A 24,652-nucleotide genomic window follows, 5' to 3' on the forward strand; every position below is an offset into this window, starting at 1 on the left:
TTTTCGCGCCTGGGTCTAAAGACCTACTTATTGGGCACCGTCGAACGAGCCGTCGTCACCATGGCATTCACGTTGTCCAGCCAGGTCGTCTGCGCCGCGCGCGTGCCGAGCATGGCCGACTTCGCGAGCTGCACCGCCTTCACGGTCGGATCGTCTTTCGACAGATCGACCTTGGGATCCTTGGCCTTTGCCGCGGCGACCTTGGCCTTCACATCGGCTATCCGCGTGTCGATGTCCTCGGCGCCTTTTTCGATGCCGATCTTGGTCGGATCGTATTTTTCCGCCACGGTCTCGACGGTTATCTTGACCTTGGGGTCCTTTTCTTCCAAGTCCTTGTACTTCGAGTTCACTTCCTTGGTCAAGGCGATCGGGGTCTTCCCGCCGTCGGGAACCCCGATGATGTTCCCCAATTGCGGAAGGACCTTCGTATTATCCTTGTCCTTGCCGCCGTCGAGGAGATCCTGCGCCGCGATCTGACCATCCAGGGCGGTGGTCAAGCCGGCCCGGGAACCCGAGACCGTCTTCTCGATCTTCGCGAGCTTTTCCTTGTTTCCAGGGACGTTCTGAAGGGCCGTGGACCAGGAGATAGTCGTGGGCGTGATCTTCGCCAACTTCTCACCCGCGAAAGTCCTGACCGTTTCGAGGTCCGCGCGCGCGGCGTCCACGACCTCTTTAGCCGTATTGTACTCCTTAGCGTAGTCCTTTTCCTCCACTCCCTCCGCGTCCTTTTTCAGCGTGGGAATAAGGCCCTTTTCGGCGAGAGCGAGCTTGTCGAGGGCGTCCCGCTGCTGCTTGGCAACGGCGGTCTTGACGGCATCCAAGTCCTTGGCCACCTCGGCTCGGACCGTCTTGCAGTCGTTGCTCATCACCGCGTTCTGGCCCTGATACAGCGCGTCTCGCAACGCGGCGTATTTGGTCGCCTCCGCCCGGATGCTCTTGAGAAGCGTGTCGTCGGTGGAGGAAGATCCGGTCGCGTTGATCAAGGTGTCGAGATCGGAGCACACCGTGCCCAGGTTCGCGATCGAGCCGACCTGTCCCTCATTCAATCCGGGGAAACCGGGAGAGGGGCTCTGCTCGGTCTTCGGGTCAGCCGCCGGGTCCTTCGTAGCGCCCACCTTCTTGCATGAGTAAGCGGCGGCCGGACCTTTTTCGAACCACTGGAAGCCCGCGGCCGTCTCCTGCGCGCAGTCGACGAACGGTCCCTTCTCCGGGCACGCCGGCTTCGGCACGGAGGTCATGGAGCCGTTGAAAGTCCCGCTGCACGAATACGAGGACCCGGCCGCGTTCGACGGGTCCATGAAGCCGATGATGCCCTTGGTCAGGGACTTCGTCATCTCGGCGGCCATGGCCTTGAGCGAGTCGTTGCGGATGCCGTAGAGCAGGAGCTCCGGGTCCTTGAGCTTGCGCTTCTCGAACTCGAGCTTGAGCTCCTCCTCCTGGCGCTGCTTCATCGCGAGGAAGGCCAGGGACTCGCCGATGCTCTTGCTGCCGCCGGGGCCGCTGCCGCTGTAGGGCTTGTCGTTGGCTCCCGAGCCGCCGTGGCCGCCGCCGCCGAAGCCGTGGCCGCCGGTGGGGATCTGCTCGCTGGCCGCCGCGTTCAGGCCGCTGAGGGCGCTGCCCGTCCGGGAGAACGCGTCGCCGGCGTTCGCGCCGGCCTTCTTCGTGCCGTCGAGGCCGGTCCCGCCGGTGGGGCTGCGCGCTCCGGCCGCGCTGCGGAAGCCGGGAGCGTTGCGGACGAGGTTCAGGCTGCCGCCGCCGCCGCCGCCCGTGCTGCCGGCCGCCGGCCCGATGGGGCCGAGGCTGCCCGAGGCGCTGGTGCCGCCGCCGGCCACGCCGAGGCCGCGCAGGCCCGAGCCGCCGAGGGCGACCTTCGGAACGGGAAGAGGCGCCCTCTTGACGGCCGCCGAGGCCGCGCGGGAAGCCGCGCCGGCGAGGGCGTCCTTATAATCCGTCTCGCTGCGCGCCGGAGCCGCGGGCGGAGGGGCCGCCGGAGCCGCCGAGCCCGCGTTGGGCTGCTGCGCCGCGCCGGGGCCCATCACGAGGGCGCTGGGGTCGCGCACGTTCAAGGGCGTGATGATGTCGCCGGCGCCGCCGATGGCTCCGCCCGAGGCGATGTTGTTGTTGCCGCTCTCGTAGGGGCTGCTGCCGCCGCCGAAGAGGTTGCCGGCGCCGCCGCCCTTGCCCCAGCCCTGCTGGAGCGAGGCGTCGCCGTTCTCGGGCGCCATCATGAAGTGCTCCGCCAGCGGGGCCATGAACAAGGTCCCCAGGCCGGCCAGGATGAAGGCCAGGTCCTTCTTCTTGAACTGCTTGAGGCGGTCGAAGAGGGTCAGGCCGGCGCCCATGCCCTTGATCTTGACCTGGGGCTTCTGAGCGTCCTTGAGAGTAGGGATCTTCGGCTGCTGGTCCATAATGGTTCTCCTGGTCCTTCGCTTATTTGGAAATGAATTCCTCGATGCCCTTCAGATCCGTGATGACGCACTCGTCCGTATTGCCCGTGCACTCGCCGCCCGAGCACGCCTTCGAGTTCTGGCACAGCGAGTTCGCGTAGTTCTTGCAGGTGTTGACGACCTGGTTCTCGCGGCCCGAGCACGTGCCCATGTACTTCATCTGGCCCGTGAGCGAATCCTGCTGCTTATACAGGTTCTCGCAGTCCGCTCCGCGGTAGGAATCGACGGCGTTGCGGGCCGCCTCGCGGGCCGACACGACGTTGTTCTTCGTATAGGTGCATTCCGCGGACTGCTCGCCCTGGTCCATCGTCGTGCTGCGGACGCCGTCGTTGGTGTCGTAGACCTTCTTCTTGTTGCGGGCCGGGCCGTCGCACTCCGCGGCGGAGCAGTTGTTCTTCGCCGTCAGCGGACACTCGTGGACGTGTTTGCAGCGAATGGTCATCGAGTCCCGGCACAGCTGCTTCATCTCGTTGCCCAGGGCCTTGCATTTCTTCGCCTTCGACTTGCTGCAGCCGCCCTGGCCGCAGCCCATCGAGTCGAACTTGTTCGAGAGGGCTTCCTGCTTCTTGTCGTATTCCCGCTCCTGCGGGCCATAAAGGTCGTCGAGCTCGCGGCACTTCTTCGCGTCGGCGTCCATCTTCTCCGCGTCCCGGATGTAGTCGTCGGCCATGCCCGTGTCGGGCAGGTTCGGCGTGTCGAAGCCGTCGATCTGCGGGGCCGTCAGGATGTCGGTGCGGTCGCCGGAGATCGTGTTGCCGTCGTACACCGCGCCGGTCTGCGTGGTCGCGAATTCGCCGGGGCAGCCGGAGCCCGCGGTGCAGTTGGGCGCCACCGAGATCGCCGCCCGGCCGCGTCCCGCGGCGAGCTGGACGAAGGCGCGCTGGCCGCTGATCGTGTGCGTGCCGACCAGGCCCTTGTTCGTGCGGGTGCTGATCGCGGACGCCCGAGCCTGGGACAGCTGGCCCTTGGCCCCGCCCTTGATCTGAACGCCCTTCCCGGGCTGGGAGTTGATCCCCTCGAGGCCGCCCTTGACCACGTCGCCGAGCTTGCCGCTCGCAGCGCCCTTGCCGTTGCCGAAGAAGCCGGAGCCCGCGAACGAGCCGCCGGACAGCATGCCGCCGGCCGAGGAGCCGCCGGAGACGCTCGTGCCGCCGCTGCCGAAGCCGGAGCCGGAGCCGAAGCCGCTGCCGAAGCCGCTGCCGAAACCGCCCGCGAAGGCGCTCTTCACCAGGCCCTCGCGCTCGCCGGTCACTTCGTCCTCGTTCAAAGCCACCGCGTTGCCCTCGGCGGCGTTCTTGGCGTCGTCGGGATTGAGGACGCCCTCCACCGAGCCGGGCTTGGGCAGGTTCGCGCCGCTGCCGCCCGACGCCTCGAGATCCTTGGCGCTGCCTTTGACCCAGCCGAGCGAGCCGGTGCTGCCCGCGGCGAGCTTGGCCGCGTCGGCCGCCTCGCCGCCGCGCATGAACGCCGCCCAGCCGGCCTTCCCGCCGCCGTCCTTGGCCGCCCGGAACGCCGCCAGCAGGTCGCCGTAATCGCGCTTGCCTCCGGCCAGCCCCCACTTCGAGGTATCCACGCCCACCTTCCCCGCGATCCAAGCCACGCCCGCGGCCACCCGGGCGCCGCCCGGGAAGCTCAGGATGAAGTTGGACGGGCTGACGAACAAGAACGAGGCCAAGGCCACCAGAAGGAGCAGCGCGGTCACGGTCTTGCGCGTCCTGATGAAGAGAAGCAGCGCCGCCAAGGCGCTCTTTTTCTTGTTCTTTTCGAGGAAAGTTGACATATTTTTCTCTTTTTCTTACGCCCCGATAGTGTAGTGCGTACCCTCTAGGCTGTCAATGCGAGCCGCGTCCTTTTACCGAACTTTATCAAGCCCTCACTGCCCCGTCGGCTTGCCGTTCACCCCTTCGACCCGGCCGGTCTCCTTGACCATGTCCTTGTGGCGCTCCACCGCGGAGTTGTCGTTCTCGATGGTCTGGCGATTCTCCGTCACGCTGTCGGGCGGGTTGCAATCCTTGGGATTAGTGCCGTCGGCGTACGCTTTGTCGATGCAGTACTGGTTGATCTCGTTCTGCTTGACGTCGCTCGTGCGCGCCGCGAGCATCTGGCTCGCCGATTCGGCCATGTTCTTCATCATCTCGGCCTGCTTTTTCATCATGTTGCTCATGCTGACGAGCATAACGCCGATGCCGATTATCATCAAGCCGATCGCGATGACGATGGGAGCCCACGGGCCGGATGCCATGGCCATGATGGCGGCTCCGGCGGCGATCAAAGCGAGACCCATCATCATCATCTGCTCCGCTTTCTTCTTCATCTCGCCGGCGGCCTTGGCCAGCGCCGCGATCCCCGAGAGAGCCTGGGCGTTGTCCGGGTCCATCAAGGTGCCGGTGGGAGTGTCCACGGACGGCGCCGTCATGTCGGGCGCGCCGTTGGGCGTGCTCGGAGAATCCACGGCCCCGGTCGGCGCCGTGGGCGAGCCCACCACGTTGCCCGCCCCCTGGCCGCCGTCGAACGCGTTGGCGGCCGTCGCGGCCGCGCCTTCCGTGGCGCTCGTTCCGGCGCCGAGGGCCGACATGCCCTTCGCCACCTTAAGCTGGCCGAACGCCTTGTTGGCCTTCATCGACTTGGCCTTGCCGCCCTTGACCGTGCGGCCGGTCCGCGAGCTGCGCGAGGCCGACAGGCGGCCCTTCTCGCCGCCTTTGATGTTGGCCTTCGACAGGGCGTCGTTGAACTTCGGCGCCGCGCTGTTGCCGGCGAAGATGTTCTTCCCGCCGAAGCCGCCGCCGAGGCTCGACGAGAGCTTCGCGCCGCTCAGGTTATGCTCGAGGCCGGGACGGTTCCAATCGCCGCCCTTGCCGGCGGCGTCCGCGATCGCGTCCGGAGGGACCGCCTCGCCGGCCGTCTTGTCCTCGGGCGCCTTCTCCTCCGCCGCCGCCTTCTTGGCTTCGGCCGCCTTGATCGGATCGAACATGATCTCGCCGTTGCTGGCGACGTAGCCCGTCCGGTCCACGTCGCCGCTGCGGATCTTCATCGAGGAAGCGATCGATCCCAGGTCGCCGATGCCGCCGGCGCCGTCGGCGCCGGCGCCGTTGAACAGGGAATAGGCGAACAGGCCCGCGCCCGCCAGGAAGATCGCCACGCCGGCCGCCACCAGCATCTTGCCCATGGCCGTCGCCGTCAAAGCCGCGATCGTCGAGGACAGCCAGCTCGCCCCGGCCGCCTGGGCCGCCCCGGCCGCCGCGCCCGCCGCGCCGCCCGCGGAGCTCGCCGCGCTCGCCGCCGAACGCGCGACCGTGCCTCCGGTGGCGCCGGAGAACGAGCCGCCGCCGGGCTTGGCTCCGCCCCAGGCCGCGCCCGCCTTCTTGCGCTCCTTCTCCTTCTTCTTGAGGTCCGGGATATCCGCCGCCGGCGCCCCTTGATTGGCCTGGTTGACGTCCTCGTTATTAGCCATGACTAGTGATCTCCCAGAATCATTGCTGCGCGGCGACCGGCGCCTTTTCTTTATGATTGCCCGCGTCGAGCATCTTGCCCACCATGGTGAGCGCCGCGCCGCCGAACCCGGCCACCATCCCTTCGCCGATTGTCAGCGTCTCCGGAGCGGTGTAAGCCATGTACGACGTAATTCCGCCGACCAAAGTCGCTATGCCGCCCGTGACATAGTCGCCCATGGCCATCATAGCGACACCCAAGCCGGTAACTATGACTCCCAAAACCAGAATGATGCTGGCCATCGCTTCTCCAATGGCGGCCCCGATGACGGTGTCCCTCACGACCATAACAATAGTCGAGATTATTCCAATCAACAGAAGAAGGCCCATCGCGATGTTCGCCATCATCGTCAGCGCCGGCTTCGCGTCTTTGCCCGAGCCCGTATTGATGGGAGCACAGCCGCCATCGGCGGTCAGGTAATTGTTGGGGCCGCAGTCGACCGGCCCCTCCGGCGCGTTGCCCGTGGGGCCGCCGCTGTCGACGGAATTGGGCGTGCTGTCGGCCCCGGTCGAGGAGCCGCTGCCCTTGCCGACTCCAGGGCCGCTGATCACGTTGCCCGCGCCCGGGTTGTTGTCGAAAGCGGTCCCCGCGTCGGTGGCGGCGGTCTCGCCCTTGCCCGCCGACGAGGCGCGCCGGGAGTAGGCGTTCGCGTTGGCCAGCTGCTTGCGCGCGAAGCCCTTAGTCTTGCTCGAGGCCATCCGGGCCCCGCCCGCCTTGGAATAGGACGGGCGCGCCGTGCCCTTCATCGCCGCGAGCTTGCCGGCGGAAGCGCCCTTGCCGAGGGACCCCGCCCCGCCGAACGACCGGTTCACGCCGCCCGACAGGCCGGCGCCGCCCGACAGGGACGAGCCGCCGCCCATGCTCGAGCTGAGCGAGCCGAACTTCTTGCCGAAGGCGCTGCCCTTGGCGCCGGCGCCGCCGTCGGCCTTGGCCGACGCCAGCAAGGCGTTCGGGTCCACGCCTTTGCCCGCCGCATTCTCCGCCTCGGCCTTCTTGGCCGCCTCTTCGTCGGCGAGGCGCTGAGCCTCCGCCGCCGCGGCCGCCTCGGCCTCCTTCTTGGCGCGCTCCTCGGGCGTCAGGCCGTCACGGCTGCCCGTCAGATAGCCCAGCGAGTTCGGAATCGTATTGGAGTTCGACGGGAGATTGGACGTATCTCCCTCGATCTTGATGTCCTTGCCCGAGAAAATCTGCGGCTTCTTGTCGCCGCCGGAACGGACGTTCGCGGCGCTGCGCGCCCCGAGGTAAACCGCGCCCGAGCCGACCGTCGCGGTCATGAGGATGGTCAGCATCACCTTCGAGAAATTCATGCCCAGGGCGCCGCCGGCCCCGCCCGCGGCCCCCGACCCGCCGGTCGCGCCGCTCCAGGCGCCGCGCGAGCCGCCGCCGCGAAGGAAGGAGAACCCGCCGCCCTTGCGCTTGCGGTCGCTGCCGACTCGCGCAACCTTGAAGGTCGGGACGTCGGAGACCGAAGAATCCTTTTTCGTGTCCATACTCAGCTCCATACGAATGGGACCCTAAAACGGGCCCGGAAATCTGCATTTCTGCGCCTGAGGCAGTGTAGCCCTGTCCCAAATTTTTGTCAAGGAAATGACCCCCCGTTACTGTATTTTTACTTTGGGGGGGAAAATACGCTTAAAACGCGTATTTACAGGAAGGAACCAAGGTCACCGGCCGCCTCGTTTTCAGCCTTGTTCATGGCTGCCGACTCATCGCGCTGACCTCGACGATTTCCTTCGGCGCATTTTCCAGGAAACGCATGTTCATTATTTGGAACACCCTTGCTCCGCCCGAAGTAACGCCCCTCCCAGGAAACATCGCCTCTGCGAGTGGCGTTCAATTGAATAAGAGGGTGATTTTATTCCGGAGCGCCTGCAACTGCCGGTCTGCTGGTGTTTTTATTTTTAAATCAGCGAACCCATTTTCAGTTTTCACTAAGGATTGATAAAGAGACCGAACTTTTTGGTAACCCTTGGGAAAATCAGGTTCACGCAAAGCGAATGCTGCCTCATTGATTACGCTTTCCCATCGCTCCTGCCCCGCTTGACCGAGCAAGTAACACAGCCGTTCGAGCAGCCTGGATACCAACGGTTCAAATACACCATAGAATGGGGCATCGGGAGGAGCTAGGTACCAGATTTGCCCCGAGGAAACGTGCTTGAACCATCGTTGGGGGCCATAGTTGCCTTGGAATTCAACCTCTACAGGCAACTCTTCGGCCTGCCTCTCTTGAATTTGTCCAGTTATCCACTTTTCAAATTTTTGGAATTCACTTGGGCTATGGAATCCATGAATCGGCTCCCAAGGACATTCGTTCAATGAATAATCCATGATAATTGTACTGTGCCGTGCTCCAAATACACCTGACTGCCCCCTCCGACCAAGCCGCCCTGCGCGGCGGCGATGCCTTCAAAAATCCTGGTCCCTTGGGGAGCCTTGATCACGACGATTTTCTACGCCGTATTGCCCCAGATAGGATTAAGTGCGCTGTCAATCTTTGACTGGAGCGCCCCTGCCGGAGGCAATTTTGTCCAATAACCGCCCTGCTCCGGCTACTTGGCGCGCAGGATGAAGTCTTCGCCGCCGCCTTGAAGCTGCGCCCGAGATCTGGTCGCCGGCCGAGGCCGAGATGACCGAGACCTTGCCTTGGGCCTAGACCGCCTTGTCCACCTTGCCGACCAGCGGGCGTGTTCCTATTGACATGGTTGCGGGTCTTAACGAGCCGATTCAGGAAGTTTCTTGCCGCACCAAGGACAATAGCGCATAACGATTCCGCTCGTTCCGCCGTCCCTCACGGGAATTTTATATTCCATAAACTTCTCGCTGAAGATGACGACATGATCTTCATCTTCGATCCGCGCCCCCATCATGGGGCAGCAGTGTTTATTCGCGGGATTCAAGGTTCTATAGTTCTCCCAGGGACTGCGGATTTAATCCATGTCCCAGTATTCGGATCGCGAACTCCGATGTGCCGGCCTCGACGGTCGTACACTTCCAGTTCCCCATGCTGCGAATCCCACTCGTAGATTCTGCCTTTTTCAGCGCCGCGACCGCGCAAGCGACCCCTTAAAGACGCAAGGAACGTTAGATCGAGCGCTTCACGGCTCTTTTACGCGCGAGTTTGAGGCGAATCTTCTCAGCCGCGCTCAAATGCTCCTCAAGGGACTCAAGCGAAGCGGCCACTTTGAGGCAGTCCCCCTCCCCTCGAAAAGTCTCTCAAAAAAACGCGGCTATCATTCTTGCCAGTTGTCGCAAACCAGTTTCTCATCAATTAGAAGGGCGTAGGTTCCCTGCCAAGATCTCTGCCAGCGCCACCCTTTTGCAGTACCGGGCGCGTTCCTTTCGATCCATTCGGCGGCTCGCTCAGGCGACAACTCTTTCGAGCAATCCGGGCAACGCGGAGAAGCACTTGCGCGGAACTTGCCGCCGCAACGGCAGGGAGCCAACCGGCCTTCCATGTCGTCCGTCACAGGTCCATACTCGTTCTTTTTCAAGTCGCGCGGTACTTCGGAATGACTCAGCAATGCCAACATCCCACACAGATCGCAATACGCGAACGCAGAGCCATTGAAGCCGCTATGGATCAATCGGTATGGGAAAATGGCGCAACATGACTCGCAGGAACCACGGTCGCCGGCAGCATCGTCTTCAGTCTTATTCATGGCTGCCGACTCATCGCGCTGACCTCGACTGCCCTGCATCAATCCATGATTCCATTGTGCATCGAGACATGCTCGACAACCGCATCGATCAAGTTCGAGAACTTCTGGACATCGAATGCCTTTCCATCCCATGCCATCCATGCGACACGATATCCTTCTTTCTCTCTCCAAATTGCAGGGATGTCCGCAGCGCAAGGCATTTCCCATCGCTTCAAATAGTCATGTGCAGCCTGGGGGTGTTGCTTGAGGTGCACAGCAATATCAATCCGTTTGATCGAGAGATGGATTTTGGGATCAGCGGCGAACTCTCGCGCCTCTGGCGGCCAATTGCCCGTCAATACGCCCTGAATCTGAATTTCTTTAATTGGAAGTTTATTTTTCATGGTCATGGAGGAATTGAGGAAACGGAGGCGCTAATTAGTTGCAGCTTCTTGACGTCTTCCGGACCGCGAAGAAGAATTTCCTCATTGTAGCCGCCGATGGATCGACGGATGGTCACGACAACGTCGTCAGTGACGCGATAGAGCGCGCCGGATCGGGCATTATTTATTACTCCCACGTTCAGTCCTCGCCCTTCAATTGCACTGCTCGCGTTGATCGGCAGACACGCGCCGCGGCAGTAGCTGTATCCCTCGGGGCCAGAAAGTTTAGAACCTTTTGTCCATTCAGAATGCCACACGCGGTTAAGAATCTCACCTTTCTTGATGACGACTTGCCGGACGATCTCCGCAGCTTCCTCGGCCGCGACTTTCTCCTGGAGAGCCGCCCCCTCGACACCTTGAATCGAGCGGGGGTTGATTGCGCCAGCTTCAGACCGCGCGAGCCGCATCGCCTGTTGCCCGGGGCCGGACATAAACCGCGCCGCAAGCGGCGCTCCGGCGCTGACCACCATGGCCCCGCCCAAATACAATCCAGCTCCCGCGAGGCCGGCCAGAATCGAGCCCACCACGAAGCGCTGGAGCTCGCCCGGCTGCGGGCGGTCGTCTTCGTTGAAGCCGTCCTCGGACTCGACCGTCTTACGGCTCTTGGCTACCGCGTAAGACGCCGCGCCGAGCCCGAAGACGGGGAACATCGGCCACAAGGGGATTCCGCCGCTCCCCGGCTCGGGCTCCTTTCGTTTTTGCGGCACCGCCTCGACCTTCCCGTCATCGACGATCTGCCGCACTTCTTCCGCGAACTTCATGACTTCCGGGGCGGGGTCCGTCTGAACGGCCTTTTGCGCCCAATCCAAGGCCTCGTCGCCGCGGCCCGCGCTCAAAGCCGTTTTGGCGCTGTTGATATAGCCGACGGTCTTCTGGACACGTTGCCAACGCGCGTAGTCCTTCGTCACGATCCGGTAGATTTCCTGAGCGTATTCCGAAGAGGGCTCCACCCTCATAAGCTCCTGCGCCAAGGTCATAGCCGTACGCAGGTCGCCGCTGTCGCGCGCTTCACGAATCCTCGGCACCAGGGCCTGAACCTTCGGGGAATCCTTCGCGCGCGGCGCGCGAAACTGCTCCGCGACGGCGGCAGTTCCGATTCCTTGCACACCCGCGCTCGGGGCCGCGGCTCCCGGCCCGATGCGGCCCCCGCTGGAATGCTTGAGGGCGAGAGCGTCCTTGTTCTCGGGATCACGCGCGAGGATCGCGTTCGCTTCGGCGAGGGCGGCGGGGTAATCCTTCTGATCGTAGCGCACCTGGCCCAAGGCCACACGCACCGCGGGATTGGCAAGGTCATGCGCAAGCGTCGGCCCCAAAGCCGCCAGGGCTTGTTCCGTATCACCGAGGCGGGATAGGATGCGCGCATGCAGAACGGTGTTCGCCGGAGTCGGTTTAACTCCGGCCATCGCCGCGTCGAGGTCCGTCCGGAATTTCGTCAGGAATTCTTGGTAGCGCTTCTCATCGATGCGGTCCTGCTTCCTATCCTCTTGGGTCTGCGTTAAGGATTGGTCGAGACGGATGAGTTGCGAAGCGGGCCTTTTCGTTTCTTGCTCGACCGCCTGAGCGATTCGCTGTCCAGTCGGAGGAATCTCGTCTTGGGCGAGGCTAGAGGTTGCGAGGAGCGCTACGATGAGGAGGCTGAGGACATTGCACCTCATGGGAATAGCGTAAACCCGTCCAGACTCCCCGTCAAGGGCCTGCATCTGCGTTCTATCGATATTTTTACTTGGCGCGCAGGACAAAGTCTTCGCCGACGGCCTGGAGCTGCGGCGTCTGCTCGCGATTGCCGCGGCGCGCGTCGTCCTGCACGCGGGGCTTGAGATAGCCGTACAGCGACTGGAGCGTCACCCGACCCTGGGCGTCCTTGGCGGCGCCGTTCAAGCCCTGCAGGAGGTTGTAGGTGAACAACCCGTAGCCCGCCTCGTCATTGGCCCCCGAGATCTGGTCGCCGGCCGAGGCCGCGATGACCGAGACCTTGCCCTGGGCCTGGACCGAGAGGTCCACCTTCCCGACCAACGGGCGGGTTCCCTTCGCCAGCACCGACCGGCCGCCTGCGCCCGAAAAACACGAGTCGAGTGCTACGAGCACGCTCCTGGCCTTCAGCTCGCCGAGCTTGGCGTAGAGCCGCTTGAGCGGGTAGCCGGTCTGCGCCAGGTACTGCGGATCGCCGTCGGAGGGCACAAGGTAGGCGTCGCCGGTCTTCGTGTCCGGCGCGCCGTGGCCCGAGTAGTAGACGTAGACGCGGGACTTCTCGGAGACGTTGTTCGGCAGCCAGGCCTCGATGGTCTTCTCCATCCCGGTCTTCGTCGCGCGGCCCCCTGTCAGGAGCACGATGTTCCTCTCGGGCACGCCCAGGGCGCGGATGAAGCTCTTGACCGCGGCCGAGTCCCGTTCGGCGTAGGTCGCGGCGGGAAGGTCGGGGTAATTCTCGATGCCTACGACGACGGCGTAATCATCGAGACTTTCACCTGCGGAAAAGGTCGGCTGCAAAGATGATTTTACGAAAGCTGAATCCAGCGGCCGAACGGCAGACGACACTGCGGTGGCCATTCCAGTCGCGCTCGCCTTCTCGAGTATGGTGATGATCGAAGGAGGCATGGGAATAGTTTCGCTCTTCCAATCGCGCGCGTTATCCAAGGCCGTCGCTCCGTTGGCATTCTGAATCATCGCATCCGCGCCGCGCATAACCAACAACCGAACTACCTCTGGATTGCGACTGATGACCGCGCTATGAAGCGCGGTACCCCCCCCGCCCGCATGCTGCGCGTTGATGTTCGCCCCGCGATCCAGCAGATATTTGACAGCGGCGGTGTGGCCGGCCATCGCCGCGATCATGAGCGGTGTGTAATGGTTTGATTGATGCGGCTGCTCGATGCTGACGCCTTTCGCCAACTCGCGCTCCATTTTCGGGATGTTCCCCCAGCGAGCGGCTCCGTAAAGGGCGGGCTCGGTGACACACCCGCTAAGGACGCTGGCGAATATCTGCCCGCACAAAAGGGTCTTACATGCCATTCTCACAAATCGGATGATACAAAGAAATCGCGACCGGTCAGACTGCGACCGATCGCGATTACGGCACCATCAACGACGCCGACTACACCCGATAATTCTGCTGCTGAGCCGGGGCGTAGTAGCTCGTCGGATAGCCTTTTTCCTTCGCCTCCGACTCGTCCATCGATTTCTTGGGAATCATCATCGCACCGATGAGGGCGACTGCCGCGCCGCCTCCGATGACTTTAACAATCGTTGAGGAGTCGGTCATCGCCTTGGCGAGGGAGTCCTTCGTCGGATCTCCCCATATCTGACTCATGAGGTACGTCGCCAAACCGCCTGCGGCGGTCGCCGCCAACATGATCAGACCGCCCTGTGTTTTCTGGCCGCCCGGCCCGAACGTCGCCTGGCCGGCGAAGAACAGCGCCACGGCCGATGCCGCAATAGCCAAGCCCAAAAGAACCTTGGCGATCGTCAAAGTGCCGGGTTTCGTCACGGGATCGAGATCCTTCAGCAGCATGTTGGCCGCCATCATCAGCATGCCGGCGAGAGCCACCGCCATCATCGCGTTGTTGAGCGCCTTTTCCCAGGGCGTGACCATGTGCTTACCCGGGGGGATGGGCGGCTCCTGCTCGTTGACGTTCTTCGCCGAGTTCGCCGCGAGGGACTTCGGCTGGGCGGCCGCGCCGTCGCCGACTCCGCCCATGCCGATCGCCCCGCCGTCGGGCCCGATCGCGCCGCCGCTCTGCGTCGCCGAGCCGTCGTAGGTCCTGCCGGCCGCGAAGCTCGAGCCGGCGCGGCCGTTCGCCTGGTCTCCCATGACGTTGCGCGCCTGGGCACGGGCGCCGCGTCCGCCGCGCGCGGCCACGCCGCGCGCGCTGGAGGCCTTGGCCCCGGGACCGCCCTTCGAGAAGCCGCTGGACGCGCCGTTGCGCGACGCGTTCGCGAGATTGTCGCCGAGACGTCCGACCGTGCCGGAGCCCGCCGTGGTCGACGCCCCGCCGCTCGAGGCGCCCGACAGCGCGCCGAGCTTCTTCACGTTGGCGAGGCCGCGTCCCATCGAGCCGACCGCTCCCGCTCCGCCGCCGGAATTGAGGGCGCCTCCGCCGGCGGCCCGGGCTTCGGCCTCGCGCCGCGCGGCGTCCGCCGCCGCGGCGTCCTTGGCCGGATCGCCGGCGGCGGCGCCGGTCGGGGCCGCCGCGGACGCCGAGTCGGACACCTCGGGCTCCTTGTCCTTGGCCGCGGCCTGCGCCATCATGCTCAGCGAGGCCGAGGAGCCGTCCGCGTTGACCGGCGCGACGCCGTCGGACGAGGACTGCTGGGGCTTCGGCGCGAACAGCGAAAGATTCCCTCCGGTCCTGTCCGCGTCGCCGGGGCCGAACATCTTGTAGCCGGCCAGGCCGATGCCGCCGGCCACCGCCGAGCCCATCAGGACCAGCGCGAGCATCCCCGCCTTCGTGGCGAGCAGGCCGCCTCCGCCCGCCGCGCCCGCGCCCAGGCCGCCCAGACCTCCGGCGGCGCCGCTGCCGCCGCCTCCGAAAAGGCCGAGAAGACCGGCTCCTTTCTTCTTGCCGTCGTCGGTCTTGAGGACTTCGGCCTTGATGTCGGGCATCTGGGTCTTCGGGTCCATAAAAACTCCTCCGGTGCGTCTAAGCTAAATCCAGCACGTCTAGGTCCGAGCTCCCATCCTGCGCTTGGCTTGCTCCAGCTGCTGCTTCTCTTCCAACTCGCGGACCTTCGCTTCCTGGTCCGCCTGCCGCTGGACGGCCTGCATGATCACCTGGGTGACGATGGGGCCGACCGGCCCGCCGATCACCGCGCCGAGGACGGCGCCCGCCATCTGCATCGCGATCTGCTTGGCGATCTCGCTGTCGCCCATGTCGCTCTGGGCCACGTCGGCCCCGGAGGGCGGCTCGATCTTCTTCTCGTTGAGCTTCGGGTCCGCTTCCTTCAAGTTGGCGGGAGCGGCGTCGAGCGCCGCGTACGCCGCGCCCATGGCGCTGGCGCCGCCGCCGATCTTGCTGCCGCCCTTGGCGCCGTCGAACACCCCGCTCATCGCGCCGCGCGAGTCGTCGAGGCTCTTCTTCCCCGCGGCCAGCTGCGCCTGCGTGGAGGCGGCCTTGAGGGCGGCCAGCCCCTTGGAGGCGGGGCCGGATTCGACGTCGACGTTCCCGGACAGGCCCTTGGTCCCGGCGAAACCGATGCTGGCGTTGCTCGAGCCGAACGCGCTCGAGCCCGACGCGGAGCCGGCCCGGCCCCCGCTCGCCGCGCCCATGCCCGACAGGGACCCGCCCGCGAGCTTCGGCAGGTTGAAGCCTTTTTGCGCCTTTTCGCCCCAGCCGCCGGAGCCTTCGCTCACCTTCTTGAGCGCGCCCGCCAAGGTGCCTCCCGACGCCGATCCGGACGCGGAGCCGAGGACCGCCGAGCCCGCCGCCGCCGCGGAAACCGCCTCCTCGGGAGGAGGCTGGTACAGCGACGAGCCGAGCACGCCGTCCTCCTTCCTCTTGTGCCCCGTGCCTTCCATCGACAGATTGATGCCGTCGCCCGAGTCGGACGCCAGGCTTTGCTCGACGTTCTCCTCGACCTTGGGCTTGGCCGTGTCGATCGCGGTCGAACCCACGGATTTCTCGCCCAGCATGGGCGTCAAAAGCCAAAGGGCGGTGAAAACGATCCCCATGAGGATCGCCCACCAGTACTTTTTAAACGGGTCATCCGCATCAGAAACCGCATATCGCGGCGCGATGGGACTCAAAGTAACGCTCATATGACTGATTCGAGTGTAGCCCCCCCCGGAATTTTTGTCAAGGAAAGGGGTCCTCTTTACCGAGTTTTTACCGAGGTCCCGCGGGAGTCACCTGGCCGTTCAAAGCGCTCACCGCGGCCTGGTAAAGATCGCCGCAGCGGCGATAGCGGTCCTCGGGGCGGGGATCCAAGGCCTTGCGCAGGACCGCGTCGATCGCCTGGCCCAGCTCCGGGACCAAGGCCGAGGGAGGCGTGAACCGCCCCTCCATCTTGTCGCTCATCTCGCCGGGGCCCTTGAAGGGCACGGCGCCGGTCAAAAGCTCGTATAAAGTGACTCCCAGGGCGAACACGTCGGATTCCTTGACCACCACGCCCATGGCCTGCTCCGGCGACATGTACACCGGCGTGCCGACGATGGTCTTGGTCGTGGTCAGCAGGGAGTCCAGCACCTGCCGGGCGATGCCGAAGTCCATCACCTTGACCCAGCCCCCGTCGGCCATCATCACGTTCGAGGGCTTCATGTCCCGGTGGATGACGTGGCGCGAGTGGGCATGGTCGACGGCCTCGGCGACCTGCCGCAGGACCTCCAGGGCGCGAGCGGGCGGAAGCCGCCGCCCGGAGCTCTCGTTGAGCAGCTCGTGCAAGGTCATCCCCGAGACGTACTCGAAGACGAGATAGGTGTCCTCGGCGTGGCGGATGATGGTGTAGATGTCGACGATGTGGGGGTGATGGAGGGACGCCACCATCTCGGCTTCCTTCAAGAAGCGCTCCCGCTCCCGGGGGCTGGCCTGGAGCTCGGTACGGAGCTTCTTGATGGCGACCGGGCGCTTGAGGACCTTGTCCCAACCTTTATAGACCATGCCCATGCCGCCCTCGCCGAGAGGGGCGGTGATGTCGTACTGCGAGTCGAGCTCCTTGCGCTCGGCGGTGAAGCCGATGCGCTCCTCCGGCCGGGCGCGGCGCGACATACGCCAATACAGGAATATCAGGAACACGGCGAGCGACGAGGAGCCGACCAGCACGGCGCGCAGCCAGCCGCGCGACGGGCGCGACGGCGCCGCCGCGGGGGCCTCGGCCGACAGGCGCGTGCGCGCGGCGGCGTAGTCGGCCGCGTATTCGGGGGTGAGCTCCGCGGCGCGCTTGAAGTCCGCGAGTATGCGCTCCCCCTTCTCGCCCAGGCCCTCCAGCGCGCGCGCTCGCTCGAAGTAGGCGAGGCCCAGGCCGGCGTCGGCCTGCACGGCCTTCTCCGCGTCGCGCAGGGCGTTGGGGTAGTCCTTCGCCCCGTTGCCGGCCTCGGCGCGGCGGCCGTAGGCGACGGGCAGGTTCTCCGTCTTGCCCTGCGCCGACCACAGGTCGATGGCCTTGGTGAACTCGCGCAGGGCGGCGGCGAACTCCTTCAGGATGGTGTAGGCCAGGCCGCGGATCATGTAGCCGTCGGCCAGGGCGGGGTCCGCCTCGACGGCGGCGTTCGCCGCCGCCAAGGCGCGCGTCCCGTCGCCGGCGCTGATGAAGCGCATCGCGGTCTCGGTGCGCTTGATCGCGGCGGCCCGGTCTCCCGCGCGCCGGCCCGCTTCCTTAAGACGCGGGTCGTCGAGCAGGGAGCTCTCGACGAGCGCGTTCGCCATCGGGCGGCTCTGCGTCGTCGCGATCCCGACCACCGCGTTCTTGGCGCGGCCCTTCGACATCTCGTAGATGGAGCGCGCGGCCTTGTCGTCGGGGAAGACCTTCAGCACGCGCTGCGCGTCCGCGGCCGCCTTGGGATAATCCCCGGACCACAGGGACCCGGTCGCGCGCGTGCGCAGGGCGGCGGCCAGCGCCTTGCCGTCGCCGGGGTTCGCCTCGGCGAGGGTCACCGCGCGGTCCGCGTAGGCGAGGCCCTTCTTGTAGTCGCCCGCCTGTATGGCCACGGCGCCGGCGGCGCGCTGGATGCGGTCGCTGTTCGGGAATTTCGTCGCCGATTGGTCGGCGGCTTGAACGATCGCGATCTTTCTATCATCGATCGCCTTGATTTCGGCGGCGACTGCCGGGTCGGCGGGATTCCGCTGTTTTTTCTCGTTCAACGCCGCCAATGCGACCGCGCCATTCTGGAGTATTCCTACGTTATCGTTATTCGCGGTATACGCAGCCGTTTCAGCATCTTCATTGTCAACGCGTATCGCAGGTACGGCGGGAGATTTCGGCAGCACCTCAGAGCAAACACCGCGACCCGCCAAAAACAAGAGTCCGACGTAAAAGGCTCGACGGAACTGCTGACTTTTGCAGGTCTTGACGACGGAGGGAGACGTGTTACAATAGACTAAGGCCATTATTTTTATGAGAACCATCCGCGAGAATTTCAGAAAGTCCGCTGTCGTTCTAGCGCTAAGTATTACGGCCCTGCCGAGCCTTGTCAATGCCCAACCCAAGAGTTTAACGTCCGTTAACAAAGACAAATCTTCCAACAAGTCAGATCTTAAGGACTCCGTCAAAGACACCAAGACCGGGGTTGCAAAGCTCATCGATATCACGCTCCAGAACGGCGTCGAAAGCAATGTTAGCAGCGTCCTCGCCGCAGTCATCGGACTTCCAAACGCGATGCCGATGAAGAAGCATGAAGTTGTGATGGGGCAAAGCGACAATGACGTTGAGACACGCGCGTGCTATGTGATTTATGACAATACGGCGAGCGCAAATCCAGAAGCTGCTGAGAAACGCGCAACGTGCGCGTACATCGTCAGAATCAAACGATCCGGGCTCGACAAACAGACGCGTTATTTCCGGATCGATCTCAATGGGAAGCTCGAAAAGGTCGTTCTTTCCCAGTCAAAATTCGACGAGAACGGGAAAATTGTCCGCGGCTCCGGCGTCAAAACCGACCTCGACATCAATTCTCCGGAAGTGAAGAAAACCTTCGACGCTGAGATGAAGTTCTGGCTGAAGGACTGGCTGAAGAAGCAGCAGAAGGCCCCCGCCAAGAAGGCCTGACGATGGCCGCGAAGGAGCTCCCCCCGCACGTCGGCGACCTGATGATGACGCAGGGCGCCGTGGTCTTCTTCGGCCCCGGCTACCTCGAGAACTCCATCAAGATCATCGAGGAGATGAAGGGCGCCCTGGAGCAGACGACTTTCCTGAGCTTCGAGAAGATCGACGACGTGGCTATCCCGGACGGCCCCGTCCTCAACTGCACGATGGTCTTCTTCCACCGCAAGCCGCCCCACATGGACCTCGGGGCCTGGGACACGGCGCTCCTGCAGGGCATCGACCTGCGCGCCTTCCCGCCGAGACGCCTCGGCGTCCCCGACAAGACGCCGGAGGAGCCGACGGTGGAGCTGGCTCCGGCGGGCCGGGAGATGCAGCTCATCCTGTCCTGGCTGCGCCCGCTGGAAGCGGCCCACATCGTGCGCGTCGCGCGGGCGATCGAGCGTTCCTACCTCGAGCACGGCGGCGAATACGGGTCCCCTAGGACTTAAAACGCATGCTCCCCACGACACCGCGAAAGATCGCGTCGTAGCGCCTCGCCTTTCTCCACGATTTCGGCAGCGGAAGCATCGCCCAATATACATGCCCGTTGGGCGCAACAAAAACATAGACGCGGTTGTCCTGGCTTAGTTCCACCATGGATTGAGTGAATATCCAGGATTTCGCCACGATGCCGTTTCGCAGTTTCACCTCGCGAATCGCGCCGGCGAGGTCCCCGTCGCCCTTGCGAAGCTCTTCGATCACGCCGTCCATCTTCGCTTTCGCCCCGGCGTCCTGGAGCGACAGCATCCACGGATACCCATCGCCAGGACCGGCGGAAATCGAGACTATCCCATACTCCTCGTCGGGCTTGGGCCACCCGAGAGGGAGATCGATGGTGATGCCGGATTTAAGCTCGAACGGCGCGGCGGCGATCCTGGGATTCGCGTCGATCCAGAGGATTACGGCGGCCATGAACACGAAAACAGCACCGGCAATCGCGGCGGTCTTCTTCATCGGTCTCCCTGTTTGATCTGGAACCCGAACCGTGCCCGATAGGCCGCGTCGCGCCGGTCCGAGCTGGATATCAGAGCGGCGCGCTTGGCCAGCGTCTGCGTGTCCGCGCGCTGCTGGTCCGTCGGATAATCGCCGGCCGCCTGCCGCTCCTTCACCAAGTCGACGATATCCTTTTCGTCGGTGAAGAATCGATAGAGCCCGTCGCCCTGCCCGTTGAGGTGATGATCGAGCTGCGGGCCCCCGGGCCCGACGGCGCCCGAGAGCAGGTCCCTGAATACCGCCCGCGCGCGCACATCATACTCGCTGGAGCCGATAGCTTTGGACATTTCCTGCGGGGTTTTGAACCTCTGCAGGATGTGGTCCTCCCAGAGTATCGCGATGAAGTTCTGATAACGGCCTCGGCGCGTGTCGCCGAGATGAGATATCTGCTCCGGAGTCATCTTCGCCTTCATCTCCTCGTAGACCTGAATTTGGGTCCGGTGCGCGGCGAATTCACTCGGGATGGCAAGCCCGTGATGAGCGGCCTGCTGCTCAAAATCACGAATGTGGCTCAGTTCGTGGGCGACGACGGGAACGACGAAGCTGTCCGGCTCGGACATCATCTTCTTGTTGATGACCAGCGCATAACGATGCCCCTGAGCATCCGGAGACATGAGAGGCCGAGCGTAGGCGACTTGCCCGTCGTCCCAGGTGGAGGTGAAGCGCATATCGACGTCCTTCTGGACGCGCTCCCATCCTCCGAGGTCGCGTACCAAGGATCTCCCCGTCTCGGTCTTGTCCAGTTCGGCCCGCAATTCGCGCATTCGGCGTTTTTCGGCCGCCGACTCGCGGTCGACCGCGTACGACCCCAAATCCCAGAACGCCGCCCAGGTCTTCGCAAGGCTGGATGGACGCTCCGCACCCGGAGCCAGATAGGACCCGCCATCGAACGGCGAGGGAGGCGTGCCGCTCTTTCCGGCTTTGATCGCAAGTACGAAAGGACGCGTGTCGGGAGGAGAACTTCCAAGCCCATGAGGCCTCGCGGCGCTCTCTGAGGAAGCGCCCGTCCAATCCGGAGCCGCCGCCCTGCGGTTCTTGACCTGATGATACGCCGCCAGCAGGCTGGGATCGCGGGGATGTTTCTTGAGGGCGCCCTCCGCGAAGGCTTGGGCACTCTTGTAATCGCCCGACTGCGCCAGGGCCAATATCTCCTGGGTCGCCCCCGCCGCCTCCCCGTTCTTCGCCGACAGGAGGCGGGCCGCTTCCAGGGCCCGATCCGTCCTCCCGAGCAATCGGTAGGCCTCACTGAGTTCGGCCAAACCCGAAGGATCGAGCGCGGCACGGTCCAGACGGTCGAGCCGCGCGAGAGCCTTTGTCTTGCCGTCGGCGTCCAATGCCTTGATCAGGTCCGGAAGCGGCTGTTTCTCAGCAGCGGCGGAGATCGCCGCTAGAACGGGCGAAAGCGGCGGTTGGGCCTGCGCGGAAGCCAGAAACACGGCAAGGAGACTCGCACCGACCAGCATGCTCGGAATATAACCCCGGATCCGTCGAAAGTCAACAATGGTTCCAATCAATGGTTCCAATCAGGACCGGGGACTGTTTCCGGAAACAGTCGTCGGGAACTCGCACCGGTGCGAGTTCCCGACGGTGAGGACGGAGGACGCCTTCCTTTAGATGGACTCGAGCAAGGGACGCGGCTGCTTGCCGTATTCCTTGAAGATGTCCACGATCTCGTCGTAGTCGAGCTCCTCGCGCTTGAGCAGCTCGCCCGCGAAGCGCTCGACGATGTGCCACTCGGCGCGCAGCGTCTTCTCGGTCTCCGCCATCGCGTTGCGCAGGATCTTGTTGGTGTCCGCGTTGAGGCTGCGCTTGACGTCCTCGGAGATGTGCTCCCAGGGCATCGTCGCGTAGTTGCCGACGTAGCCGCTCTCGCCCATGCCGATGGACCACACCATCCAGTGCGCGTGGCGCATCGCGTTGGAGAAGTCGGACCCGACGCCCTCGGTCGTGACGCCGTACTTGATCTTCTCGGCCAGGTAGCCGCCGAGGGAGACCTTGATGTTGGCGTACAGCGAGGCGGAGTCGTCGAGGATGATCTCGCCGCGGGGCACGGAGTGCACGACGCCCAGCACGCCGCCGCGCTCGATGATGGAGGCCTTGAACACGTCGCGGGTCGGGTGCTCGAGGTACATCTGCACGAGGTGGCCCGCCTCGTGGAAGGCGGTCATCTCGCGCTCTTTAGCGGTCATGCTCACGCGATGCGCTATGCCGAGCTCGATGCGGTCGAGCGCGGCCACGCAGTCCTTGTAGGAGATCAGCTCGCGGCGCTCGCGGGTCGCGATCAGGGCGGCCTCCTTCAGGACGTTCTCGATCGAGGCGGGCGAGTAGCGGACGGTCTTGCGCGCCAGGCGGGCGAGGTCGATGGACGGGTCGCACTTGAGCTTCTTCGAGTAGTACTCGAAGATGTCGAGGCGCTCCTTGAGGTTCGGGAGGTCGACGCGGATCGTGCGGTCGAGGCGGCCGGGGCGGACCAGCGCCTCGTCGAGGATGTCGAGGCTGGCGTTCGTCGCCGCGATGACGACCACGTCGGCGTCGGTCTCGTTGAGGCCGTCCATCTCGACGAGCAATTGATTGAGGGTGCTGTTGGACTCGGACGTGCCCCCGTCCATCATGCCGCCGAAGCGCCGCTTCTGGCCGATGACCTCGATCTCGTCGATGAAGAGGATGCAGACGCCGTGGGCCTGGGCGTAGAGCCGGGCGCGGCGGAAGATCTTGCGCACGCGGGCCGCGCCGGTGCCGACGAAGATCTCGATGAACTCGGAGGCGGAGGTGGTCAGGAACGGCACGCCGGCCTCGGTCGCGATGGCCTTGGCGAGCAAGGTCTTGCCGCAGCCGGGAGGGCCCGCGAGGACCATGCCGCGGATGATCTTGCCGCCGACCTTGCGCAGGAGGGCGCGGTCCTTGATGAGCTGGACGATCTCCCAGGCCTCGCGCTTGGGCTCGGCCAGGCCGACGACGTCGCTGAACTTGACGTTGATCTTGGTCGGGTCGACCTTCTTCTTGGAGATGTCGGACAGGCCGCCGTATTGGAACGTGTAAAGGAAGAAGACGAAGATCAGCGAGTTGATGATGCTCGAGGGCAGCGAGATCACGTTGAACCCGATGATGTAGCGGGCGACGCTCTCCTCGAGGCGGGTCAGGTACCAGAGAGGGAGGAGGACGGCGGCGAGGACGATGAAGGCGAGGACGAGGTGGATCCAGTAGAACTCCCACCACAGTTTGAATTTAGCCCAGTTCATGCGGTCTCCTTGGGCGCGTCGGACGCGCGTCGCCCTGCGACCCGTGAATCATAGCAATTGTTCCCTTACGGGCTGATGCCGGGGAGGACGAAGGCGATCGGACGGTCGCGGTTGGGCACGTACTTCGTCGAGCAGACGACGAAGCCGGTGGTCTTGTAGAAGGGCATCTGCAGCGGCTTCGTGCAGGCGGTCACGGTCACGACGTTCCAGACCTGGGTGCGCTGGACGGTGACGCCGGGCTTGCTCGGGCAGTTGGCGGTCTGGCGGCAGAAATCGACGAGGTCGAGGAACTTGGCGGCGGGGGTGCCGTAGCCGAGGTAGGTCAGGACCTTCTCCTGGATGTGCGGGCGGAGGGTGCCTTCGTCCCAGCCCTCGTGAATGGCGTTGCGGTGGGATTCCAGCTGCCAGCGGCGGGCGGCGTAGAAGGAGGCGATCTCGAGCTTCTGCATCAGGATCAAGAGGGCGAAGACCTTCGCGAAGGCGAACAGGAAGAACATGAAGATCGGGAAGAGGAGGACGGTCTCGGTGGTGGCCTGACCGCGCCGGCCCAGCCGTCTCACGGGAACTGCCTCACCTGGAACTTGGGCGTGGGCTCCGGCCAGACCTTGGCGTTCGGGTTGTTGGCGCCGACGGAGACGGTCGTGTGCAGCTCGGGGGCGGAGTTCCGGAAATGCTGGGGCATGTTGCCGAAGTCCACGTTGAAGTAGTTCTTGCCCGGTATCTGCCACTTGAGCGTCAGCGACAGGCCCGGGTACTCGGATCCGTTCGGCTTGCTCAGGGCGTCTATCGAGGTCTTGTCGACGGTCTGGATCTGAAAAAGGCCGCCGCCCGGGCCGCAGCCCTCGGGGGACGTGCCGGGACCGTCCGGAAGTTTCTCGGGCGGATCGGTGCCGAAGACGCGGTACTGCTGGATGCCGGTGCCGCCCAGGTGGCGATTGCCGTGGTAGACCAGGTTCTTGACGCAATGCGCCTCGGTCTTGAAGTTGACCAGGGCCACGTCGAAGCTGCGCGCGAGCTCCGTGCCGTAGACGGCGGGATCGCCGGTGTTGAGCCAGTAGGACTTCTGGAGGAAGCTGTGGTTCGAGTCCTTGGTCAGGCGCTTGAGGACCTGCCACTGGGCGTCCTCGACCGAGCCGAGCAGGGAGAAGACCTGCACGTAGAGCTTGTACACCTCGGAAGCGAGGTCCCAGGGATGCCAGAACTTGTTGGCGTTGTCGAGCGAGAAGAGCACGACGGGGTCGTCGATCTGCGGGTTCGTCGAGTTCTTGCCGACGCCCTTGCCGCCGTACTCGATGTCCCAGACGTCCTCGTTCTTGAACTCCTTCTTGCCGCTGCGGCTGCGCGGGAAGATGCCGTTCTGGTAGAGGATCTCGGCGTAGGTGATCTTGTCGCAGTGCTCGACCTTGCCTTCGCACTCGGCCGGGAAGTCGTCGTAGCCCTGCTCGAAGATGCGCATCGGGAAGGCGCCGTTGACGTAGGCGGTGCGGTTCAGGAAGTCGGAGTAGTTCGTGGCCTCGACGAAGGCCGCGGCGTCCATCGCGAACTGATGCTTGATCTTCTCGCGGGACAGCTTCGCCGTCTCGTAGATGAGATAGACGAAAAGAAAAAGAGTCGGGAAGAGCAGCATCGCCGGGATGACGATCTGCCCCGCCCGCGACTTCCAGGGCCTCATG

At 64.3% G+C, this 24,652-nt stretch carries 20 protein-coding genes; 2 read left to right on the forward strand and 18 right to left on the reverse strand.

Annotated elements, in window-relative coordinates; all coding sequences use genetic code 11:
* Positions 1-23 precede the first annotated feature (23 nt).
* The 13 genes from HYV14_03195 to HYV14_03255 form a co-directional block, all read right to left on the reverse strand.
* Entirely contained in the window at positions 24-2,408 is a 2,385-nt protein-coding gene (locus HYV14_03195) for a hypothetical protein (GenBank protein ID MBI2385001.1), read from the reverse strand.
* A gap of 22 nt (positions 2,409-2,430) precedes the next feature.
* Positions 2,431-4,227, reverse strand: coding sequence for a hypothetical protein (locus tag HYV14_03200; GenBank protein MBI2385002.1), 1,797 nt, complete (start codon positions 4,225-4,227; stop codon positions 2,431-2,433).
* 93 nt (positions 4,228-4,320) lie between these two features.
* Entirely contained in the window at positions 4,321-5,898 is a 1,578-nt protein-coding gene (locus tag HYV14_03205; protein ID MBI2385003.1) for a hypothetical protein, read from the reverse strand.
* 19 nt (positions 5,899-5,917) lie between these two features.
* Positions 5,918-7,426: a hypothetical protein gene (locus HYV14_03210; GenBank protein MBI2385004.1), complete on the reverse strand. Its 1,509-nt coding sequence runs from the start codon at positions 7,424-7,426 to the stop codon at positions 5,918-5,920.
* Between the two features lie 343 nt (positions 7,427-7,769).
* The gene (locus tag HYV14_03215; GenBank protein MBI2385005.1) at positions 7,770-8,264 is read right to left on the reverse strand and encodes a hypothetical protein; all 495 of its coding nucleotides are present in this window, start codon (positions 8,262-8,264) and stop codon (positions 7,770-7,772) included.
* Between the two features lie 565 nt (positions 8,265-8,829).
* Positions 8,830-8,991, reverse strand: coding sequence for a hypothetical protein (locus tag HYV14_03220; GenBank protein MBI2385006.1), 162 nt, complete (start codon positions 8,989-8,991; stop codon positions 8,830-8,832).
* Positions 8,992-9,166: 175 nt separating this feature from the next.
* Positions 9,167-9,595: a hypothetical protein gene (locus HYV14_03225; protein MBI2385007.1), complete on the reverse strand. Its 429-nt coding sequence runs from the start codon at positions 9,593-9,595 to the stop codon at positions 9,167-9,169.
* A gap of 38 nt (positions 9,596-9,633) precedes the next feature.
* On the reverse strand, positions 9,634-9,984 hold the full coding sequence (locus HYV14_03230) for a hypothetical protein (protein ID MBI2385008.1): 351 nt from the start codon (positions 9,982-9,984) through the stop codon (positions 9,634-9,636).
* The gene (locus tag HYV14_03235) at positions 9,981-11,672 is read right to left on the reverse strand and encodes a tetratricopeptide repeat protein (protein ID MBI2385009.1); all 1,692 of its coding nucleotides are present in this window, start codon (positions 11,670-11,672) and stop codon (positions 9,981-9,983) included. The genes HYV14_03230 and HYV14_03235 overlap by 4 nt, the downstream gene beginning before the upstream one ends.
* Before the next feature lie 64 nt (positions 11,673-11,736).
* A complete protein-coding gene (locus HYV14_03240) occupies positions 11,737-12,918 on the reverse strand; it encodes an ankyrin repeat domain-containing protein (GenBank protein MBI2385010.1) in 1,182 nt (393 codons plus the stop codon).
* Positions 12,919-13,108: 190 nt separating this feature from the next.
* Positions 13,109-14,635 carry a hypothetical protein gene (locus tag HYV14_03245; GenBank protein MBI2385011.1) on the reverse strand — a complete coding sequence of 509 codons (1,527 nt, stop codon included), beginning with the start codon at positions 14,633-14,635 and terminating at the stop codon, positions 13,109-13,111.
* Between the two features lie 39 nt (positions 14,636-14,674).
* The gene (locus HYV14_03250; protein MBI2385012.1) at positions 14,675-15,682 is read right to left on the reverse strand and encodes a hypothetical protein; all 1,008 of its coding nucleotides are present in this window, start codon (positions 15,680-15,682) and stop codon (positions 14,675-14,677) included.
* A gap of 154 nt (positions 15,683-15,836) precedes the next feature.
* The gene (locus HYV14_03255) at positions 15,837-17,807 is read right to left on the reverse strand and encodes a protein kinase (GenBank protein ID MBI2385013.1); all 1,971 of its coding nucleotides are present in this window, start codon (positions 17,805-17,807) and stop codon (positions 15,837-15,839) included.
* Positions 17,808-18,060: 253 nt separating this feature from the next.
* Between HYV14_03255 and HYV14_03260 the strand changes: the two genes are divergently transcribed.
* Both HYV14_03260 and HYV14_03265 read left to right on the forward strand, forming a co-directional pair.
* The gene (locus HYV14_03260; GenBank protein ID MBI2385014.1) at positions 18,061-18,711 is read left to right on the forward strand and encodes a hypothetical protein; all 651 of its coding nucleotides are present in this window, start codon (positions 18,061-18,063) and stop codon (positions 18,709-18,711) included.
* A gap of 2 nt (positions 18,712-18,713) precedes the next feature.
* Positions 18,714-19,196, forward strand: a complete 483-nt coding sequence (locus tag HYV14_03265; protein ID MBI2385015.1) for a hypothetical protein — start codon at positions 18,714-18,716, stop codon at positions 19,194-19,196.
* Here HYV14_03265 and HYV14_03270 read toward each other — a convergent pair.
* The 5 genes from HYV14_03270 to HYV14_03290 form a co-directional block, all read right to left on the reverse strand.
* Positions 19,186-19,701, reverse strand: coding sequence for a hypothetical protein (locus HYV14_03270; GenBank protein MBI2385016.1), 516 nt, complete (start codon positions 19,699-19,701; stop codon positions 19,186-19,188). The two genes, HYV14_03265 and HYV14_03270, sit on opposite strands and share 11 nt — an antisense overlap.
* The gene (locus tag HYV14_03275; GenBank protein MBI2385017.1) at positions 19,698-21,203 is read right to left on the reverse strand and encodes a hypothetical protein; all 1,506 of its coding nucleotides are present in this window, start codon (positions 21,201-21,203) and stop codon (positions 19,698-19,700) included. Before HYV14_03275 ends, HYV14_03270 begins: the two co-directional genes overlap by 4 nt.
* Positions 21,204-21,350: 147 nt before the next feature.
* Positions 21,351-22,979 carry an AAA family ATPase gene (locus HYV14_03280; protein ID MBI2385018.1) on the reverse strand — a complete coding sequence of 543 codons (1,629 nt, stop codon included), beginning with the start codon at positions 22,977-22,979 and terminating at the stop codon, positions 21,351-21,353.
* 65 nt (positions 22,980-23,044) lie between these two features.
* Positions 23,045-23,539: a pilus assembly protein gene (locus HYV14_03285; GenBank protein MBI2385019.1), complete on the reverse strand. Its 495-nt coding sequence runs from the start codon at positions 23,537-23,539 to the stop codon at positions 23,045-23,047.
* Complete coding sequence (locus HYV14_03290) at positions 23,536-24,651, reverse strand: hypothetical protein (GenBank protein MBI2385020.1); 1,116 nt, start codon at positions 24,649-24,651, stop codon at positions 23,536-23,538. The genes HYV14_03285 and HYV14_03290 overlap by 4 nt, the downstream gene beginning before the upstream one ends.
* Between the last annotated feature and the right edge of the window lies 1 nt (position 24,652).

The organism is Elusimicrobiota bacterium, assembly GCA_016182905.1.
Taxonomy (GTDB): Bacteria; Elusimicrobiota; Elusimicrobia; order UBA1565; family UBA9628; genus GWA2-66-18.

Bases quoted from the DNA above. Each gene is read 5' to 3' on its own strand.
- HYV14_03195 (MBI2385001.1), bottom strand. From the start codon at position 2,408: ATGGACCAGCAGCCGAAGATCCCTACTCTCAAGGACGCTCAGAAGCCC.
- HYV14_03200 (MBI2385002.1), bottom strand. From the start codon at position 4,227: ATGTCAACTTTCCTCGAAAAGAACAAGAAAAAGAGCGCCTTGGCGGCG.
- HYV14_03205 (MBI2385003.1), bottom strand. From the start codon at position 5,898: ATGGCTAATAACGAGGACGTCAACCAGGCCAATCAAGGGGCGCCGGCG.
- HYV14_03210 (MBI2385004.1), bottom strand. From the start codon at position 7,426: ATGGACACGAAAAAGGATTCTTCGGTCTCCGACGTCCCGACCTTCAAG.
- HYV14_03215 (MBI2385005.1), bottom strand. From the start codon at position 8,264: ATGGATTATTCATTGAACGAATGTCCTTGGGAGCCGATTCATGGATTC.
- HYV14_03225 (MBI2385007.1), bottom strand. From the start codon at position 9,595: ATGAATAAGACTGAAGACGATGCTGCCGGCGACCGTGGTTCCTGCGAG.
- HYV14_03230 (MBI2385008.1), bottom strand. From the start codon at position 9,984: ATGACCATGAAAAATAAACTTCCAATTAAAGAAATTCAGATTCAGGGC.
- HYV14_03235 (MBI2385009.1), bottom strand. From the start codon at position 11,672: ATGAGGTGCAATGTCCTCAGCCTCCTCATCGTAGCGCTCCTCGCAACC.
- HYV14_03240 (MBI2385010.1), bottom strand. From the start codon at position 12,918: ATGGAGCGCGAGTTGGCGAAAGGCGTCAGCATCGAGCAGCCGCATCAA.
- HYV14_03245 (MBI2385011.1), bottom strand. From the start codon at position 14,635: ATGGACCCGAAGACCCAGATGCCCGACATCAAGGCCGAAGTCCTCAAG.
- HYV14_03250 (MBI2385012.1), bottom strand. From the start codon at position 15,682: ATGGGGATCGTTTTCACCGCCCTTTGGCTTTTGACGCCCATGCTGGGC.
- HYV14_03260 (MBI2385014.1), top strand. From the start codon at position 18,061: ATGAGAACCATCCGCGAGAATTTCAGAAAGTCCGCTGTCGTTCTAGCG.
- HYV14_03265 (MBI2385015.1), top strand. From the start codon at position 18,714: ATGGCCGCGAAGGAGCTCCCCCCGCACGTCGGCGACCTGATGATGACG.
- HYV14_03270 (MBI2385016.1), bottom strand. From the start codon at position 19,701: ATGAAGAAGACCGCCGCGATTGCCGGTGCTGTTTTCGTGTTCATGGCC.
- HYV14_03275 (MBI2385017.1), bottom strand. From the start codon at position 21,203: ATGCTGGTCGGTGCGAGTCTCCTTGCCGTGTTTCTGGCTTCCGCGCAG.
- HYV14_03280 (MBI2385018.1), bottom strand. From the start codon at position 22,979: ATGAACTGGGCTAAATTCAAACTGTGGTGGGAGTTCTACTGGATCCAC.
- HYV14_03290 (MBI2385020.1), bottom strand. From the start codon at position 24,651: ATGAGGCCCTGGAAGTCGCGGGCGGGGCAGATCGTCATCCCGGCGATG.